We start from the raw sequence: 18,534 nt of genomic DNA on the forward strand, positions 1-18,534 counted from the left end.
GAGGTGAGAAAGTGTCTAAAACGAAAAAAATAAATGATGAATTAAAATCTCTTTTTTGGGGAGAACTATCCAGTAGTATCATGTTTCCTTTACTTTATTTATTGTGGGCTAGAACTTCAAAATTTAATTTTGCCACATTTTTTATTTTGATAGGATTATCTATTGTTTTATTACAAGGAACTTTATATTGGAAGTATATGATAAAAAAAATGAATGGGAAGAAAGTAATGAAACGATGGGAGGTTGGACGGTTATTTCATCAATTTAAAGTTTTTAATATTTTTATGTTGATTTTTTTAGCTATTCTAATCATATATTTTTCTAGTGTTACTGGTTTTTATCAAATGTTATTTCAAATTTTTGTGTATTTATTTCTTATCTTAGAATATATAAATTATTTTCATATACGATTGTCTTTCTATACGAAAAATAAAATGTTTTTGCAAGTTATTAAACCAATAAAAATCCTTTTTAATAGAACTGGTAAACCTTCGAGAATTGCAAATGATATTAAATATTTCAAACAAAATAAAGGTGATTTAAATGCTTAAAATTGGTTATGCAAGAGTTAGCAGTAAAAATCAAAATTTAGATAGACAGCTGAAGGCATTAGAGGGGGTTTCTAAGGTCTTTACTGATAAGACAAGCGGTCAGTCCATGGAACGTCCACAATTGCAAGCTATGCTGAAGTATATTCGTCATGGTGATATTGTTGTTGTTACCGAGTTGGATCGTTTAGGAAGGAACAATCAAGACCTTACAAATCTTATGAATAAGATTCAGTTAAAAGGAGCAACGCTTGAAGTCTTAAACTTACCGTCCATGAGTGGGATTGAGGACGAAAATTTAAGACGTTTGATTAATAACTTAGTCATTGAATTATACAAATATCAAGCGGAATCAGAGCGTAAACGAATTAAGGAACGACAGGCGCAAGGAATTGCGCTAGCAAAGCAAAAGGGAAAATTTAAAGGCGGTCAGCGTAAATTTAAAGAGAATGATTCCAGGTTACAACATGCTTTTAAGCTTTTTTTAGAGGGTTATACAGATAAGGAAGTTGAGGAAAGTACAGGTATTAATCGGCGGACGTTTGCCAGGTATCGACAGCGGTATGGTATTTATCGTTCAAAAGAAAGTGAGGGAATTAAGTGAGTACGGTTATTTTAGCTGAAAAACCAAGCCAGGCATTGGCGTATGCGAGTGCCTTAAAACAAAGTAGCAAAAAAGACGGATATTTTGAGATCAAAGACCCACTATTTACAGATGAAACGTTTATCACCTTTGGTTTTGGGCATTTAGTGGAATTAGCAGAACCAGGTCATTATGACGAAAAGTGGCAAAATTGGAAACTTGAATCTTTGCCGATCTTTCCTGATCGATACGATTTTGAAGTTGCAAAAGATAAGGGAAAGCAGTTTAAAATTGTTGCTGAACTTCTCAAAAAGGCAAATACAATTATTGTCGCAACAGATAGCGACAGAGAAGGTGAAAATAGTGCGACATGTTTCTAGTTGAAAAGACTAGGCACACTAACGGCTTAACAGACGTTAGTGGAGAACTTTCAGTTTGAGAGGTGGAATGATAGGGTAACGCCTTGAAACGCCTCCCTTAATACTCCGACATGCTATTTCTTACGTGTTAAAAGAAATGGTATGAAGCTCGGTGAAGTCGGCAGAAGGATACCGTAAGCAGAAATGATAAACATTGGTCTGCACGAAAATTTCCTAGAGGTAGGAACTGTATCTAATATGCCGGAGGTCGCAAAAAGTATAGTATGGTGAGAATGTGTGTAAAAGCACTGACGAACTGGCGAATGTACTGTCCTAAACGCCTAAGGCACAGAAATGTGTCGGGTAGAACATGATTGAAGAAATCATGTCACTCTACGGTATCATGCGGTGGAGTAAGAATTGTTTTTATGAAACTCCGTGAAGTGTTATAGGCACTTGAAGTGATACAGGGCAAAAGCCAGCACCTAAGCTATTACATTGATAAAACTGAAGGAACGTGGGAAGCCAAGAACGTGGAGCGCACACACGCAATGAAGCGGATATAAGGAAAGTATTAGTATATAACTTATATTTATCTTGGTGAAAGTAGTGGCATGACCGGTGAAGGTTCTGTAATGGAACTGGAGGAATAGCCACAAGTCAACAAATTTAAATCAATTTATTAAGTAACCTAAGTCAAACCATAGATTCCTGTAAGACCAAAAGGTCACAACCAATAACTAGGGGGTGACGAACTATGAACAACCACCGAAACAAGAAAAATAATAAGCTTCGATATTCTGAGTATTATGGAATGCAAGAAGCTTATGATAACTTGTATCAACGTAGTGTAGAAAATCAAAATTTCAAGTCATTAATGAAAATTATCATATCCGATGACAATATCTTGCTTGCGTATCGTAATATAAAGCGCAACTCAGGAAGTCTTACGGCAGGTATTGACGGTAAAACCATTAAAGATATTGAAAAACTAACAACTGAAAGATACCTTGATATAGTTAAGAAACGGTTCAAATTTTACAAACCAAGAAAAGTTAAGCGAACTGAAATTCCCAAACCAAATGGAAAAACTAGACCATTAGGAATTCCTTCTATTTGGGATAGGGTAGCTCAACAATGTATCTTGCAAGTATTAGAACCAATATGTGAAGCGAAATTTAATCCACATAGTCACGGTTTTAGACCTAATCGGTCTGCCGAACATGCAATTGCTGATTGTGCCAAGAAGATGAATATTATAAAAATGGGATATTGTGTTGATATAGATATTCAAGGTTTCTTCGATGAAGTTTGGCACTCAAAATTAATGCGACAAATGTGGACTATGGGTATACGGGATAAGGAACTTCTCACTATTATCCGCAAAATGCTAAAAGCTCCAGTTGTATTGCCTAATGGTACTATTCAATTTCCCGAAAAGGGGACACCACAAGGTGGGATTTTATCCCCATTATTAGCCAATATTAATCTTAGTGAATTTGATTGGTGGGTATCGGAACAATGGGAAACAAGGCATATGTCTGAAATTAAGACACAATACAATGCTAATGGAACCGAGCATATGGGAAATCACCATAGGAAAATGCGCTCACATACAAAACTAAAAGAGTTCTATATAGTTCGTTATGCAGATGATTTTAAATTATTTTGCCATGACCGAAAAACGGCTGAACAACTTTATCATGCTTCGATACAATGGTTGGAACAACGATTGCATTTACCCGTATCTATTGAAAAATCCAAAATCACGAACCTTCGTAAGGAAACTAGTGAGTTTCTAGGTTTCAACTTGAAACTAGAAAGAAAAGGGAAAAATAGATATGTAATGCATTCTCATGTTTCAGATAAAGCAATTAACCGTATGAGAATAGAACTAAAAGAGCAAATCAAGGAAATCAAAAAATCACCTAATAGCATTAATACTATCAGAGCTATAGGAAATTATAATAGTAAAGTTATTGGCATGCACGGTTACTATCGAATAGCAACTCACGTTAATAGAGACTTTAAAAAGATGCATTACTCAGTTCTTCTGACAATGAGAAATCGATTGTCTATTGATGGATTGACAAAAACGGGTAAATATACTGGTAAAGATAAAGGGATATTGAACTACGTCCAGTCAAAGAATATTAGATACCTGACAGGACGCCCAATTATACCAGTTAGTTTTGTACAACATAGGAACCCAATGTACCTTAAAGTTAAAATTAATAAATATACTCCTGAGGGGCGTAAACTCATTCATCGTAATCAATCAGCCGTATCTGAAATAGCACTTCGTTGGATCAGGAGCAATCCTGTAGTCAGCGATAGAGCAACAGTGGAATTTAACGATAATCGTATCTCATTGTTTATAGCTCAGTCGGGTAAGTGTTCGGTAACGGGTGAAGAACTAAATGTTCTAGATATGCATTGTCATCATAAGATACCTTATCATGTATCTAAAGATGACAAGTATAGTAACTTGACTATTGTTAAATCTGAAGTTCACATTCTAATACATGCTACCAAGGGAGATACTATTCAGCGATATATGACCTTGTTAAATCTTAATGATGAACAAATCAAAAAGCTAAATAGATTAAGGTTGCTAGTTAGAAACACTTCACTACATTATTAATTTGGTTGCGAGACTTAGGAAAAAAAAAAAAAGGTTTAATTTGTTGATAGAACGCCGTGTGCGGTGAAAATCGCATGCACGGTGTGGATCGGGGGAAAAACTGGAGATTATTTCAAAAGTTTACCTATCGATATTCGCCTGGTCGATTATCCATAAAGCAAATGCCTTTTCTAAAGATAAAACGTATAAAAGATTATGGATCAATAGCTTAGAAAAAGATGTGATCCGAAGCGGTTTTCAAAATTTGCAACCTGGAATGAATTACTATCCCTTTTATCAAGAAGCGCAAACACGCCAAATTGCTGATTGGTTGATTGGCATGAACGCAAGCCCTTTATATACCTTGAATTTACAACAAAAAGGCGTACAAGGTACATTTTCACTAGGACGTGTACAAACACCGACTTTATATCTCATTTATCAACGCCAGGAATCAATAGAAAACTTTAAGAAAGAACCTTTTTTCGAGGTGGAAGCTAGTATAAAAGTAAACCAAGGTTCGTTTAAGGGCGTTCTAAGCCCCACACAGCGTTTTAAAACCCAAGAGGAGCTTTTAGCTTTTGTTTCTTCTAAACAAGCTAAAATAGGCAATCAAGAGGGCAGAATCGCTGACGTGCAAACCAAAGAGAAAAAAACGAATAGTCCTAGTCTGTTTTCTTTAAGTAGTTTGCAATCAAAAGTCAATCAGCTTTATAAAGCGACAGCGAGCCAAACTTTAAAAGCTATGCAAGGGCTGTATGAAGCAAAATTATTGAGTTATCCAAGAACAGATACACCATTTATTACAGAGAACGAATTTGCTTATTTAAAAGCGAATTTTGGCAAATATAGCGGTTTTTTAGGACTTGATCTTGAAATGGTTCAAACAGAGCCTAGAAAGCGTTATGTGGACGGTAGTAAGGTACAGGAACACCACGCCATTATCCCAACAAAACAAGTACCTACCGAATCTGCATTAGCGAAAATGGACGATTTACAACGAAAAATTTATGCTTTAGTCGTTAAAACGACCGTTGCCATGTTTTTACCTGATTACTTGTATGAAGAAACCAAGATACAAACGAAAGTAGCTGATTTGCTGTTTCAATCGATCGGAAAGACACCAAAACAAGAAGGGTGGAAAATTCTTTTCAAACAACAAAATAAAGAAGAAAAAGAGGACGTTCAAACGTTACCCTTGGTTATCATTGGAGAACATGCCGAGGTTGACGTTAAGAGTGCCGAAAAAGAAACACAACCACCGAAAGCTTTTACAGAGGGTACATTATTAACTGCTATGAAAACGGCGAATAAAACGGTTGATGATGAAGAAGCAATCAAGATTTTACAAGAAGTTGAGGGGATTGGAACAGAAGCGACAAGAGCAAGCATTATTGAAGCCTTGAAACAAAAAGAATATATCCAAGTGATTAAGAATAAGCTTGTTGTGACTGAAAAAGGAAAATTATTGTGCCAGGCAGTTGAAAGTCAGCACCTTTTAACGAGTGCTGAAATGACGGCTAAATGGGAAACGTATTTAAAAAAAATCGGTAAAAGAGAAGGCAATCAAGAGAACTTTATTACGAATATCAAAAAATTCATTGTTCATTTACTGGAAGCTGTACCTAACGATATAGAAAAACTAAATTTTTCTGATTACCAGGAACAGAAAGAAAAAGAAGCAGAAAAAAGTATTGTAGGCAAATGTCCTAAGTGTGGCAACAATATTGTATTAAAAAAATCGTTTTATGGTTGTTCAAATTATCCTGAATGTAAGTTTACTTTAGCTGAACATTTTAGAAAGAAAAAACTAACCAAAACAAATGTAAAAGAATTACTAGAGGGAAAAGAAACTCTGGTAAAAGGAATCAAAAACAAAGAGAAAAAGCCCTACAATGCCGTTGTAAAAATTGGGGAAAAGGGATATATTGATTTTATATCTTTCTCAAAATAAATATAAAAGCCCTTTAAATAGGGCTTTTATATATTAATCACAAATCACTTATCACAAATCACAAGTGATTAATCACAAATCACTTGTGATTTGTGATTCTTAATGATACAATATTACTATACAAAAAAAGAATGGGGCGTAGTTATGGAGAAGGAAGAACTCAAAATACTTGAAGAATTAAGACGTATTTTAAGCAATAAAAATGAAGCAATTGTTATCTTGAATAATTACTTTAAAGGTGGTGTTGGAAAGTCAAAATTATCGACTATGTTTGCTTACTTGACAGACAAATTGAATTTAAAAGTTTTAATGATCGATAAGGACTTACAAGCAACATTGACAAAAGACTTAGCAAAAACATTTAAGGTTGAATTGCCACGTGTCAATTTTTATGAAGGACTGAAAAACGGAAACTTGGCTTCTTCTATTATTCATTTGACTGATAATTTAGACTTGATCCCTGGCACGTTTGATTTGATGTTATTACCAAAATTAACTCGCTCATGGACGTTTGAAAATGAAAGTAGATTGCTTGCTACTCTTTTAGCACCTTTAAAAAGTGACTATGATCTCATTATTATTGATACTGTACCAACGCCAAGCGTTTATACAAATAATGCAATTGTGGCGAGTGATTACGTTATGATCCCTTTACAAGCAGAAGAAGAAAGTACAAACAACATTCAAAACTATATTTCCTATTTGATTGATTTACAAGAACAATTTAACCCTGGACTAGATATGATCGGTTTTGTTCCTTATTTAGTTGATACGGACAGCGCAACGATAAAATCAAACCTGGAAGAACTGTACAAGCAACATAAAGAAGATAACTTGGTTTTCCAAAATATTATCAAGCGAAGTAATAAAGTAAGTACCTGGTCTAAAAACGGAATTACAGAACACAAAGGCTATGACAAAAAAGTTTTATCCATGTATGAGAACGTATTTTTTGAAATGCTTGAGCGAATTATTCAATTAGAAAACGAAAAAGAATAGAATCACAAATCACAAGTGATTAATCACAAATCACTTGTGATTTGTGATTGTTGATGATAAAATAAGAATAAGAAGAAATAGAAAGAAGTGAGTGATTGTGGGAAATTTAGGCGCACAAAAAGCAAAACGAAATGATACACCAATCAGTGCAAAAAAAGATATAATGGGAGATAAGACGGTTCGTGTTCGTGCTGACTTACACCATATTATAAAAATTGAAACAGCAAAGAATGGCGGAAACGTAAAAGAAGTTATGGATCAAGCCTTAGAAGAATATATACGGAAATATTTACCTGACAAACTTTAAAGGGAGTGAAAATGAAATGGCAGTTACGTATGAAAAAACATTTGAAATAGAGATCATTAACGAATTATCGGCAAGCGTTTATAATCGAGTATTAAACTATGTTTTGAACCATGAATTAAATAAAAATGACTCTCAATTATTGGAAGTCAATTTATTAAACCAATTAAAGCTTGCAAAACGTGTAAATCTTTTTGATTATTCTTTAGAAGAATTAAAAGCCGTTCATGAGTATTGGCGGTCAATGAATCGTTACTCAAAACAAGTTTTGAATAAAGAGAAAGTGGCTTAATATGGCAAATATAGTCAATTTTACTGACAAACAGTTTGAGAATCGCTTAAATGATAATTTAGAAGAATTGGTTCAAGGAAAAAAAGCGGTTGAATCGCCAACCGCTTTTTTACTTGGTGGGCAACCAGGGTCAGGAAAAACCAGTTTGCGATCAGCAATTTTTGAAGAAACACAAGGGAATGTTGTTGTCATTGATAATGATACCTTCAAACAACAGCACCCAAATTTTGACGAATTAGTGAAACTTTATGAAAAAGACGTGGTAAAACACGTTACCCCTTATTCTAATCGTATGACAGAAGCACTTATTAGCCGTTTAAGCGATCAAGGCTATAATTTAGTGATTGAAGGAACAGGACGAACAACAGACGTTCCTATTCAAACCGCAACAATGCTTCAAGCCAAAGGTTATGAAACAAAAATATACGTCATGGCAGTACCGAAAATTGAATCATACTTAGGAACGATTGAACGATATGAAACCATGTATGCAGATGATCCAATGACAGCCAGGGCAACACCAAAACAAGCACATGATATTGTGGTTAAAAATTTACCTAACAATTTAGAAACCCTTCAAAAAACGGGCTTATTTAGCGATATAAGGCTTTACAATAGAGAAGGAGTGAAACTCTATTCAAGCTTAGAAACGCCTTCCATTAGTCCGAAAGAGACCTTAGAAAGAGAATTAAATCGTAAAGTATCAGGGAAAGAAATTCAACCGACTTTGGAGAGAATAGAGCAAAAAATGGTTCAAAATCAACACCAAGAAACCCCTGAATTTAAAGCAATTCAACAAAAAATGGAAAGCTTGCAGCCACCTACACCACCAATACCCAAGACACCTAAACTTCCAGGACTTTAAACATTAAAAAAGGAAAAGAGTAGTTACCAAAAAACGGTAACTACTCTTTTTTTATAAAAACATTTCCTCATGTTTTAAAAGCTGATCGAGAAATAAAGCACACAACGGTATTCTTTCTTTTTTCAGTTGGTACATTTTGCAGTCTGTAACGTGTCATTTACTGTTTGTTACCTTAACATATCCAGTCGAAAACACAAGGGTATATAAACGAGCAAGCTCGCCCTTGTGTTTTCTTTGTGTCTATGTTGCGTACTCGTCACAGCAAACGACACGAACACACTGGCGAAAATGAACCAACAAAACGAAAAAAGAAAGGAGCGTACACTGTAATTTATTTCTAGCTTTTAAAACATGAGGAAAACAGCTTCACTTCCTCAAACGCCTAACAAAAATGGTTGTCAAAAAACTAAAAATCAAAAAAAGAAAAGAGGAAAAGAAAATGGAAAAAACAAAAAAATTACAATTAGAAGATTTTACAGAAAATGGGTTTTATGGAACACAAGAACAGCAATATCTAAAAGCTCAAGTAAGAGAAGAGCTAAAAGAGCAAGGCTTTATCATAGATAGCAGTTTTGAGGGCGATTTTAAAACATGGATAGGTGTATACGCAAGACCAAAAGATAAACCGACCTACTTAGACCCTCAAAACGATAAAGAAGCAGAAGAACAAGAGCAATATTCTATTAACGGCTTTAAACAAGATTTTAGCGAATGGTTTGAGTGGGAAATAAAAAATTTGAAAATTAAAGAAATGTAAAAAAAAGCCTAGCAAAAAAAGCTAGGTTTTTCTTTTAGGTAAAACACCAAAAAGAAAAACCTAAGAAGGATAAAATAAGTTGTTCCACTTGCGGTGCAGTTGCTCCTCGTTCCAAACCCAACTTATTTCTTTGCAAAGATATTTGTATTTGACTAACACCTTTCCTCGAATGGTAAAAGCTAACCGTTCGTTACTCTACCTCAGATACTTTCTTTTTTCAGTTGGTACATTTTGCAGTCTGTAACGTGTCACTTACTGTTTGTTACCTTAACATATCCAGTCAAAAACACAAGGGTATATAAACGAGCAAGCTCGCCCTTGTGTTTTCTTTGTGTCTATGTTGCGTTCTCGCCACAGCAAACGAAACGAACACACTGGCGAAAATGAACCACCTAAACGAAAAAAGAAAGGAGCAAGATATGTAGAACATTCACAGCTTTTACCATTCGAGGAAAACAGCTTCACTTCCTCAAACGCCTAACAAAAATGGTTGTCAAAAAGCCAAAAATAAAAAAGAAAAGGAATGATAAAAATGAAATACATTAAAAACGTTGAAACATTGGAAGAATTGAAAAAAGCCTACAAAAAGTTAGCTTTGAAGTTACACCCCGATTGTGGCGGGAATGAAGAAGAAATGAAAATTTTGAACAATGAATATGACGAACTGTTTAGCAAACTTAAAAACACTCATAAGAATAAAGAAGGTGAAACTTACACCAAAGAAACAACAGAAACACCCGAACAGTTTAAGGATATTATTAATAAATTGTTCAACCTAAAAATGGACGGCGTAGCAATCGAAGTAGTAGGAACATTTATATGGCTAACAGGTAATACAAAACCTTATAAGGACGACATAAAAGCCCTAGAATTTCGTTATTCACCAAAAAAATACGCATGGTATAAAGCACCAAGCGATTATAAAAAACGTAGTCGAAAAAATTATGATATGGACACAATAAGGGGAATGTATGGAAGTCAAAAGGTGAAGGAAGATAAAGAAGAAAAAAAATACTTACAAGCCAATTAAGGCTTGTAAGTTTATCAGAAAGGAAGTTTTAAAGTGGATATTAAAATAAAAAAAATAAATTTTGAAGGTAATACCTGAATAATTCATAGCTCTATAATTTAAGCTGGTTTCTTGAATAAATTAATCGTTCTTGGAAAAATTGGGGTTTTTTCTACAAAATAGTGCGTTCTCGAAGTAGATTTTAACTAAATGAACCTTCTTACGATTCTCTTGTTTGTTTGAAGGCATACTTCTCCCTTGTAGACGATTGATTCAAAAAATTAACGTGATGACTGATTTAAATCCATTGACTGGATCGCCGTAGGCGCTCGAAGCCCCTATAGAATTCAGTTTGATACACATGATAACTCGACAATTTTAGATAGGCTCGTCTGCCTGTTTGCACAAGTTTGCCAGCGACTTTAAGGAATGTTAGTCGGATGGAATGAATAGTCATCCCTTGGTTCTTTTTATCAAAGCCGATAGTCTTTAGACAGTTGATGAGGTTGTATGCAAGCAGACTAATCATCATTCTTACATGATTTTCTAAGAAGCGTGGACTATCTGTTTTATCGAAATAAAAGCCACCTTTCGCTTCTTTGATGAAATTCTCCATTGTCCCTCGCTTGCCGTAAAGAGAAAATATAACTTGAGGCGATACGTTATCTGACAGATTGGTCACAATGAATGCGTGTTGAAAGAGGAGTTCTCCTGCTTCACGGATTGATCGAATACAGACACGACGGGGTTTCGACCATGATTGTGCTTGATAAGGCATTGAAAAATACTGAACTTCCCGATCTTCCCATTTTTGGTTATCCCCGTAAAGAACGGATTGCTCAGCTAATTGACTTAACCTCCGATTGTTCTTTAATCGGATCACATACTGACTTTCATTTTCTTCACAAGCCTCATACACCTCTGGTGTTGCGAAGCCGCTGTCCCCACGAACTAATATCTCGGTATGAGGTAACGTGCTCTTGTAGTGGTGTAACAGCGGGTCGATAAAGGCTTTCACCCCTTTAGATGTGTACTGATTGCCTGAACGCAGTTCAGCTTTCAAAAAATCTCCGGTCAATCCGTCAAAGGCAACTAATGGGTGATAGCCGTAGGTTTGATAATGGGCATTATAATCTGCTTGTTCTTGATGACCAAAAGTATCTGAATGTGTGGAATCGAGATCAATGATTAACTCGGTGTCATTGCGAATCAAACGCGCTTTATCAATGAGCGACTGATTTAATGATTGTAATTGACCCACATTTTCCGTGGTGAAACGATCCAGAAACCGTGAAATTGACGATTGTGAGGCTAATTGTTTTCTGCCTAACACCATTTGAAAGACTGGATCCTGTCGTAACAGATTAGCTGACGAGTCTGCCGAATAACCAGCAATCAGTTGCATAATGAGCTGTTCTAATATCGCTAAATTATCATGCGTGTAGTAAGCACGGTTATCTTTAATGTCCAGAAGTGATTTTGCCAAATCAGAAAACTTGAAGGTATCCATTACTTCTTTAACTAAGACTAAACCCGAATCACTCGATAAACGACCACCTGTATGCGAAATGATGATGTTTGAATTGAATTTTACCTGGTTTTTGTGTAAGCTAATCATGAAGAGAACTCCTTTCTTATGGTTGGTTTAGACACCTTTACCATATCAGAATGGGGTTCTTTTTTCATCACTTAACAGGTGAAAAAGAAAAAGTAAATTTAAGCTGCCGTTAGGCAGTTGGCACATGTTTCAACGAAAAGTATGAATTGTTCAGGATGTCTGGAAGATTATTAATTTATTTATCATACGCTTGAAGTTATTTCAAATCTTGAAAATGAATTTCAATCTAAAAATGCTGAAAGAATAGAAAATGAAAGTAATCCTTAGAAATAAAAATGCCATTTAAAGCTCATATTTGCTCTGTGTGGCATTTTCAAACGCACTAATATGTTTAATTCAATTATATTTGAAAAACTCTATATCAGCCTACACATCCAAAAAATATAGTTACATACATATGGGGAATACATGTATATTGATCTTAAATCAACGTAATCCAAGATTAGATAAACGTTTGATTAGTGTATTCAACAAAAACACCCCCGATTTCTCGAAGGGTGTTATCAAAATTCATCAAATCATTTAGCTTAGTGGAAGACCATACCGCCATCAACAACGATTGTTTGACCTGTAATGTATGTTGAGTCTGGTCCAGCTAGGAATGCTACTACGTTGGCTACATCTTCTGGTTCTGATAGACGTTTAAGGGTAATGTTTTGTGCGAATTGATTCATACCCCACTCATCGTCTTTACCTGCATTGACTGCTACTTCGTGAGCGATACCAAACATCATTGGTGTCTTCACGATACCAGGTGCGTATGCTGTCACAGTAATATCATCTTGAGCTAAGTCACGGGCTAATACTTGCGTGATACCGCGGACTGCAAATTTTGAGCCTGAGTATAAAGCTAATTCAGGGTTACCCAATACCCCTGCTTGTGACGTAGCATTGATGATTCGACCACCGTGACCGAAGGCTTTGAAGTGTTTTTGAGCAGCTTGTGCACCCCAGATTACACCTGCTACGTTGATACCATATACTTGGTCGAACATTTCTTGGGTAATTGTTTCTAATGGTGTTGTCGGTGCAACACCCGCATTATTGACAACTACATTTAAATCACCAAAATGTGCTGCAATTTTATCAAATGCTTCAAATACTTGTTCACGTTTAGACACATCTGCGCCTGCAGCAATAGCATCACCTTCTGGGAATTCGGCTACAGCAGCTTCAGCTGTTTCGGGATTATAATCAACAATACCAATTTTAAAGCCATCTGCATGTAGACGTTTAGCAATCGCTAACCCAATCCCTTGACCAGCACCTGTAACAATCGCAACTTTTACCATAATATAACCTCTTCCTTTGTGAATTTTTTAACATTTTTATAAACAAAGTATAACTATTATTGAAACCGCATTCAATCATTTCTACATTGATTACAACCGTTTTCTTAATTTTCAGATAAAATCATTTTTTATAACAATAAAGGTTCTTTTAAACAAACATTTTTGTATATTTTCATTGATGACAAGTAAAAGCAGTGTAAGTATCATGGAAATTCCAAAACTACATTCTTATATGGACTTAATCAAGGAGTGGCGGTATGAGTAGCCAGCCAACAGTGTCAACCTTCATATCTGACTGTATTCTAATTTTAAGACACTCAGTATAAAAAGTCAATTATTTGTTGATCATGGTATGTGTAAAGTTATTCTCGGAAATTTATTCTAGAAATCTGAAACACTATTTATTTTTTCTTTTCGAATCATGTTTTTACCTGAATAATTCATAGCTCTAAATTTAAGCTATTTTTTTGAAGAAAGTGCCTATTTTCAAATTAGGCAGATACTTCCTTCCAAAATAATGCGTTTTCGAACAGGATGTCTACGGAAGAAGTCCATAATAAAAATTATTTGTCTATTTAAGGGCAGACGAATCCCTTGAAAAAGAATCGGTTAAAAAAATTTGTATGAAAAATAGTTTAAATCCATTGTTTGGATCGCCGCAGGCGTTCAAAAACCTTATAAAATTCAGTTTGATACACATGATAACTTGACAGTTTGAGATAGACCTGTCTCCCAGTTTGAACAAGTTTACCGGCTACTTTAAGCAATGTCAGCCGGATGGAATGAATGGTCATACCCCGGTTCACTTTGTCAAATCCAATAGTCTTCAAAAAATTGACGAGGTTGTAAGCCAGGACACTGATCATCATTCTGACATGATTTTCCAGGAAACGCGGACTATCTGTTTTGTCAAAATAAAAGCCTGATTTCGCTTCTTTGATGAAATTTTCCATTGTTCCACGCTTGCCGTAAAGAGAGAATATGACCTCAGGCGAGACATTATCGGATAGATTCGTCACAATGAATGCGTGGTGAAAAAGAAGCTCTCCTGCTTCACGGATTGATCGAATACAAACGCGACGGGGTTTTGACCAGGATTGTGCCTGATAAGGGAGTGAAAAATACTGTATTTCTCGGTCTTCCCATTTTTTATTATCCCCATAAAGAACAGAGTGTTCAGCTAATTGACTTAACCTCCGATTGTTCTTTAAACGGATAACGTACTGGCTTTCAGTTGATTCACAAGACTCATACACCTCTGGTGTGGCGAAGCCGCTGTCACCCCGAACTAATATCTCGGTATGAGGTAACGTGCTCTTGTAGTGGTGTAACAGCGGGTCGATAAAGACTTTTACCCCTTTAGATGTGTACTGATTGCCTGAACGCAGTTCAGCTTTCAAAAAATCTCCGGTCAATCCGTCAAAGGCAACTAATGGGTGATAGCCGTAGGTTTGATAATGGGCATTATAATCTGCTTGTTCTTGATGACCAAAAGTATCTGAATGTGTGGAATCGACATCAATGATTAATTCGGTGTCATTGCGAATCAAACGCGCTTTGTCAATGAGCGACTGATTTAATGATTGGAGTAGACCGATGTTAGTCTCGGTGAAACGATCTATAAACCGTGAGATTGACGATTGTGAGGCCAACTCTTTTTTACCGAGTACAGCTTGAAAGACTGGATCCCGTCTTAATAGATTAGCTGATGAGTCTGCCGAGTAACCAGCAATCAGTTGCATAATGAGCTGTTCTAATATCGCTAAATTATCATGCGTGTAGTAAGCACGGTTATCTTTAATGTCCAGAAGTGATTTTGCCAAATCAGAAAACTTGAAGGTATTCATCACCTCTTTAACTAAGACCAAACCCGAATCACTCGATAAGCGACTACCTGTATGTGAAATAGTCAAATTTGAATTGACTTTTACCTGGTTTTTGTGTAAGCTAGTCATGAGAAGAACTCCTTTCTTATGGTTGGTTTCGACACCTTTACCATATCAGAACGGGGTTCTTTTTTCATCACTTAACAGGTGAAAAAGAAAAAGTAAATGAAGACTGCCGTTAGCCAGTTTCAGACGGTTTAAAGTCAAAGTATGAATTATTCAGGTAATATTTTAAAAGTTATAAAAGCGACAGTAACAGAAATGAGAGGAATAAATAATCATCAAAAATATGATTTTGATTTATATCAAATAGAAGCACGTTCGCCAATGTCAACAAGAGAAATAACTTTAACAGTTGATTTTATAGAAAAAAAAGTATCAGGTGATATTATCGCTTTTGGTGATTGGTACGATTTGGATATAGAATCAGTAAATGAAATATTAAAGCAATTAAAAAAGGAAGAACAAACATTAAGAACAATCAATTTTATTTAAAAAAGTATCAAAAAAAAGGAAAATTATTTTTCCTTTTTTTGATACTTTTTAGGTTTATTTGCTTTAATATATTCAGAAAAAATTTTTAAAAATTCTTCCGTTTCTTCTACAGTTAAATAGTCAATTTCAAAATACTTTTCTAATAAAGCACCTTTTTCAATTAGACGCTTTGTTCTTCTTTTTCTGTTAATATTTTGCTCGCTATTCGCTCGCAAAATATTTTTTTGAATTTTTAGTTTTTCTATTCTTTTGTTGATGTCATTTAAATCATTATTTACCATAACTATTTAAGTAATTCAGAAAAATTTTGACTATTCGCATTTAATAAAGTTTCTAATTCATCATAGAATAATTCTTTGTTTTCTTCAATCGATTCAATAGAAATATCATTTTTTGAAAGGATAGAAAGAACAAAGTCACCAATATCTGCTTTAGACTTTAGAATTAATTCTTCTTTTTTCTTTTGTAATTCTTTAATTTGAAGTTCAATATCAGAAACAGTTCTCTTCTTTCTTTTTTTTGGCTTCGTTTTAGAATTAAAATTACCATTAATTGCATTAATATTTTGATCTTGACTTTCCATGAAATACGCCTCCTAATATATTGTGTAACTCTATCATATTATATTATTTTTCTAAAATCAATAATTATAAATGTAAATGTCAGATTAAACATAGTTACTTTTATAATGATAAGTGGTAAAATTAATTTATCAAGGATTCCCTTAGATGATTTACTAAGGGCGCACTTATACCCCTAAATTTTATTTAGTGGTAATTGTGCTATAAAACTTAATTTACATTTCGTTTTATCGTCAAGCGTGTTTGTTAAAATTCGCTACGCTCATGTTTGAAAAGAAAGAGAGGTGATACAATTGGCAATCTTCCATTTATCTATGACAATAGCAAAAAGAGAAGGCGGAAAAAGAAGTTTAATTGCAATGGCTTCTTATCGAAGCGGTGAAAAATTGTATAGTGAACTATACGAGAAAACAAATCTATATAACCATAGAACTATTAAACCAGAAGCTTTTATTTTAAAGCCTGATTATGTACCTAATGAATTTTTAGATAGACAGACTTTATGGAACAAAATGGAATTAGCAGAAAAACAGGTGAATTCTCAAATTTGCCGAGAAGTAAATGTAGCATTGCCAATTGAATTAAATAATACAGATCAACGATCACTGATAGAAGAATTTGTTAAAGATAATTTTGTCAGTGAAGGAATGATTGCAGATGTAGCTATTCATAGAGATGATGAAAATAATCCCCATGCTCATATTATGTTAACAATGAGAGAAGTAGATAGTGAAGGAAATATTCTTAACAAGCGAAAAAAGATACCTAAACTAGATGAAAATAGAAACCCGATTTTATTAGAAAATGGTAAAATTAAAATGGTTTCTATTAAAACAAATGATTGGGATAGAAAATCTCTTGTTTCTGAAATTCGTAAAGATTGGGCTGATAAAGTTAACCAATATTTAAAAGCTAGAAATATCGATCAACAAATTACAGAAAAATCTCATGCGGAACTTGGGAAAAAAGAACTACCAACAATTCATGAAGGTTTTTACTCAAAAAAATTAGAAGAAAAAGGAGTTATAAGTGAGTTAAAAAGAAAAAATTTAGAGATTCAAAGTTACAATGATATCCTAGCCGAACTTGATAAACTTGAAAATCAAGAGAAAATATTAAAACAAGACCAAAACTTCACTTTAAAATTTGAAAAAACTTTCTCACCTTTAGAAAAAGGAGAACTGAAAAATCTTTCAAAAGAATTGAAATTATTTATTAATGATGAAAACATTGATAAACGATTAGGTGAATTAAAACGATGGGAAAATTCACTTATCTTTAATAATAAAATGGAAATTCAAAAACAACGTTTGATGTTAAGTAAAATTAGTAGTGAACGAGATATGCTTACAAAGGCAAATGAAATTTTAGATAAACAAGCAGAAAGATTCTTCAAAAAATCTTATCCAAGTTTGAATATTGACAAATTTTCAAATCACGAAGTTAGAGCAATGGTTAATGAAACCCTATTTAGAAAACAGTTATTGAATAAAGACCAGTTAGCAGAGGTCATTTACAATGAAAGAGTAATAGAAAAAGAAGAAAGTAAAAAGATTTTTAAAGAAAAACCATTTCAAACTAGCCGTTATCTTGATTCAAAAATTAAACAAGTTGAAGATAGTATAACAAAAAAAAATAACCCTGAAAGAAAAGAAATTTTATCAATTAAAAAAGAAAAACTAATAGGAATAAAACAAGGATTGATAGAATATGTTCAATCAGAAGTTGAAAGAAAATTTGATAAAAATGTTTCAATAGATTCAGTCATAGAAGGCGAAATGTTACTTGCAAAAGCTGACTATTACAAAACAACTGATTTTTCTAAAGTCGAAGGAGTTGCTAGATTCAGCAGTGAGGAAATTAATTCCATGTTGGAACAATCAAAAGGCTTCTTAACTAACATTCAGACAGTGAAAATTCCTAATGATTGTCAAGGTGTATTTTTTGTTCAAGATAGCATGAAACATATTGATGAACTAAGCCCGTTAGCAAAACACAATCTGAAAAAGGTCGTTAATCGCAATGCTTATTTACCTGATTCTGATAAAATAGAATTAAGTAAAGAAATTGAAAATACCAACAAAGATCAATCCCAAGAATTGGATAAAGACGTACCAGAAAAAAATGAAGTGACTGTAAAAATGTTCCAATTTGCGAAGTCAATTAATCGTTTGTTGAGTGGTAACCAACCACAGAAAAAACGAAACCTAGACAAATTGATTAAGCAAACAAAACCAAAAGAAAATCAATCATTACAAAGGAATATTCCTTTGCGATAAAATAAAAACAAGAGGTGTATAAAATGAAAAAATTTATCAAAGATACAAAGTTTAAGCTTGAAAGTGCGGTTTTTGCGGTGGGTACATTGT

General features: G+C 34.1%; 18 protein-coding genes and 1 pseudogene. 14 read left to right on the forward strand and 5 right to left on the reverse strand.

From position 1 onward, the window contains the following. Positions 1–11: 11 nt before the first annotated feature. The 11 genes from BR43_RS00210 to BR43_RS00260 all read left to right on the forward strand — a co-directional run bounded on the left by BR43_RS00210 (position 12) and on the right by BR43_RS00260 (position 10,314). Positions 12–551, forward strand: a complete 540-nt coding sequence (locus tag BR43_RS00210) for a hypothetical protein (protein ID WP_034558150.1) — start codon at positions 12–14, stop codon at positions 549–551. Then, positions 544–1,152 carry a recombinase family protein gene (locus BR43_RS00215; RefSeq protein WP_034558152.1) on the forward strand — a complete coding sequence of 203 codons (609 nt, stop codon included), beginning with the start codon at positions 544–546 and terminating at the stop codon, positions 1,150–1,152. The genes BR43_RS00210 and BR43_RS00215 overlap by 8 nt, the downstream gene beginning before the upstream one ends. Next, complete coding sequence (locus BR43_RS00220; protein WP_034558155.1) at positions 1,149–1,511, forward strand: toprim domain-containing protein; 363 nt, start codon at positions 1,149–1,151, stop codon at positions 1,509–1,511. Before BR43_RS00215 ends, BR43_RS00220 begins: the two co-directional genes overlap by 4 nt. A 736-nt stretch (positions 1,512–2,247) precedes the next feature. Continuing rightward, positions 2,248–4,134 carry a group II intron reverse transcriptase/maturase gene (gene ltrA, locus BR43_RS00225; protein ID WP_010718345.1) on the forward strand — a complete coding sequence of 629 codons (1,887 nt, stop codon included), beginning with the start codon at positions 2,248–2,250 and terminating at the stop codon, positions 4,132–4,134. Between the two features lie 256 nt (positions 4,135–4,390). Next, positions 4,391–6,067 carry a DNA topoisomerase gene (locus tag BR43_RS00230; protein ID WP_084679664.1) on the forward strand — a complete coding sequence of 559 codons (1,677 nt, stop codon included), beginning with the start codon at positions 4,391–4,393 and terminating at the stop codon, positions 6,065–6,067. A gap of 102 nt (positions 6,068–6,169) precedes the next feature. Next, positions 6,170–7,066, forward strand: a complete 897-nt coding sequence (locus tag BR43_RS00235; RefSeq protein ID WP_157463882.1) for a ParA family protein — start codon at positions 6,170–6,172, stop codon at positions 7,064–7,066. 91 nt (positions 7,067–7,157) lie between these two features. Beyond that, positions 7,158–7,373, forward strand: a complete 216-nt coding sequence (locus tag BR43_RS00240) for a peptide-binding protein (RefSeq protein WP_001835296.1) — start codon at positions 7,158–7,160, stop codon at positions 7,371–7,373. A gap of 16 nt (positions 7,374–7,389) precedes the next feature. After that, positions 7,390–7,662: an antitoxin gene (locus tag BR43_RS00245; protein ID WP_002333002.1), complete on the forward strand. Its 273-nt coding sequence runs from the start codon at positions 7,390–7,392 to the stop codon at positions 7,660–7,662. Position 7,663: 1 nt separating this feature from the next. Then, positions 7,664–8,527 (forward strand): zeta toxin family protein, encoded by an 864-nt coding sequence (locus BR43_RS00250; RefSeq protein ID WP_084679662.1) that lies wholly within the window; start codon positions 7,664–7,666, stop codon positions 8,525–8,527. 439 nt (positions 8,528–8,966) lie between these two features. Then, positions 8,967–9,284: a hypothetical protein gene (locus BR43_RS00255; RefSeq protein WP_002326830.1), complete on the forward strand. Its 318-nt coding sequence runs from the start codon at positions 8,967–8,969 to the stop codon at positions 9,282–9,284. A 532-nt stretch (positions 9,285–9,816) separates the two neighbouring features. Next, a complete protein-coding gene (locus BR43_RS00260; protein WP_002325587.1) occupies positions 9,817–10,314 on the forward strand; it encodes a DnaJ domain-containing protein in 498 nt (165 codons plus the stop codon). Positions 10,315–10,591: 277 nt separating this feature from the next. Here the strand turns inward: BR43_RS00260 and BR43_RS00265 are convergent, their stop codons facing one another. The 3 genes from BR43_RS00265 to BR43_RS00275 all read right to left on the reverse strand — a co-directional run bounded on the left by BR43_RS00265 (position 10,592) and on the right by BR43_RS00275 (position 15,158). Further along, entirely contained in the window at positions 10,592–11,911 is a 1,320-nt protein-coding gene (locus tag BR43_RS00265; RefSeq protein WP_034558171.1) for an IS1380 family transposase, read from the reverse strand. 527 nt (positions 11,912–12,438) lie between these two features. Then, positions 12,439–13,203 (reverse strand): (S)-acetoin forming diacetyl reductase, encoded by a 765-nt coding sequence (locus tag BR43_RS00270; RefSeq protein ID WP_034558173.1) that lies wholly within the window; start codon positions 13,201–13,203, stop codon positions 12,439–12,441. Positions 13,204–13,838: 635 nt separating this feature from the next. Continuing rightward, complete coding sequence (locus BR43_RS00275; protein WP_034558175.1) at positions 13,839–15,158, reverse strand: IS1380 family transposase; 1,320 nt, start codon at positions 15,156–15,158, stop codon at positions 13,839–13,841. A gap of 141 nt (positions 15,159–15,299) precedes the next feature. Here BR43_RS00275 and BR43_RS00280 point away from each other — a divergent pair, with 141 nt between their 5' ends. After that, complete coding sequence (locus BR43_RS00280) at positions 15,300–15,584, forward strand: hypothetical protein (protein WP_034558177.1); 285 nt, start codon at positions 15,300–15,302, stop codon at positions 15,582–15,584. 23 nt (positions 15,585–15,607) lie between these two features. Here BR43_RS00280 and BR43_RS00285 read toward each other — a convergent pair whose 3' ends face one another. Continuing rightward, positions 15,608–15,865 carry a hypothetical protein gene (locus BR43_RS00285; RefSeq protein ID WP_002325623.1) on the reverse strand — a complete coding sequence of 86 codons (258 nt, stop codon included), beginning with the start codon at positions 15,863–15,865 and terminating at the stop codon, positions 15,608–15,610. 2 nt (positions 15,866–15,867) lie between these two features. Next, positions 15,868–16,167, reverse strand: coding sequence for a hypothetical protein (locus BR43_RS00290; protein ID WP_029486080.1), 300 nt, complete (start codon positions 16,165–16,167; stop codon positions 15,868–15,870). A 291-nt stretch (positions 16,168–16,458) separates the two neighbouring features. On the opposite strand from BR43_RS00290, the gene mobQ reads away from it, so the two are divergent. Both mobQ and BR43_RS20690 read left to right on the forward strand, forming a co-directional pair. Next, positions 16,459–18,444 (forward strand): MobQ family relaxase, encoded by a 1,986-nt coding sequence (mobQ, locus tag BR43_RS00295; protein WP_034558183.1) that lies wholly within the window; start codon positions 16,459–16,461, stop codon positions 18,442–18,444. 23 nt (positions 18,445–18,467) lie between these two features. Beyond that, positions 18,468–18,534, forward strand: a pseudogene (locus tag BR43_RS20690) (CagC family type IV secretion system protein); the annotation flags it as partial.

The sequence above is a fragment of the Carnobacterium gallinarum DSM 4847 genome (assembly GCF_000744375.1).
Classification (GTDB): Bacteria; Bacillota; Bacilli; order Lactobacillales; family Carnobacteriaceae; genus Carnobacterium; species Carnobacterium gallinarum.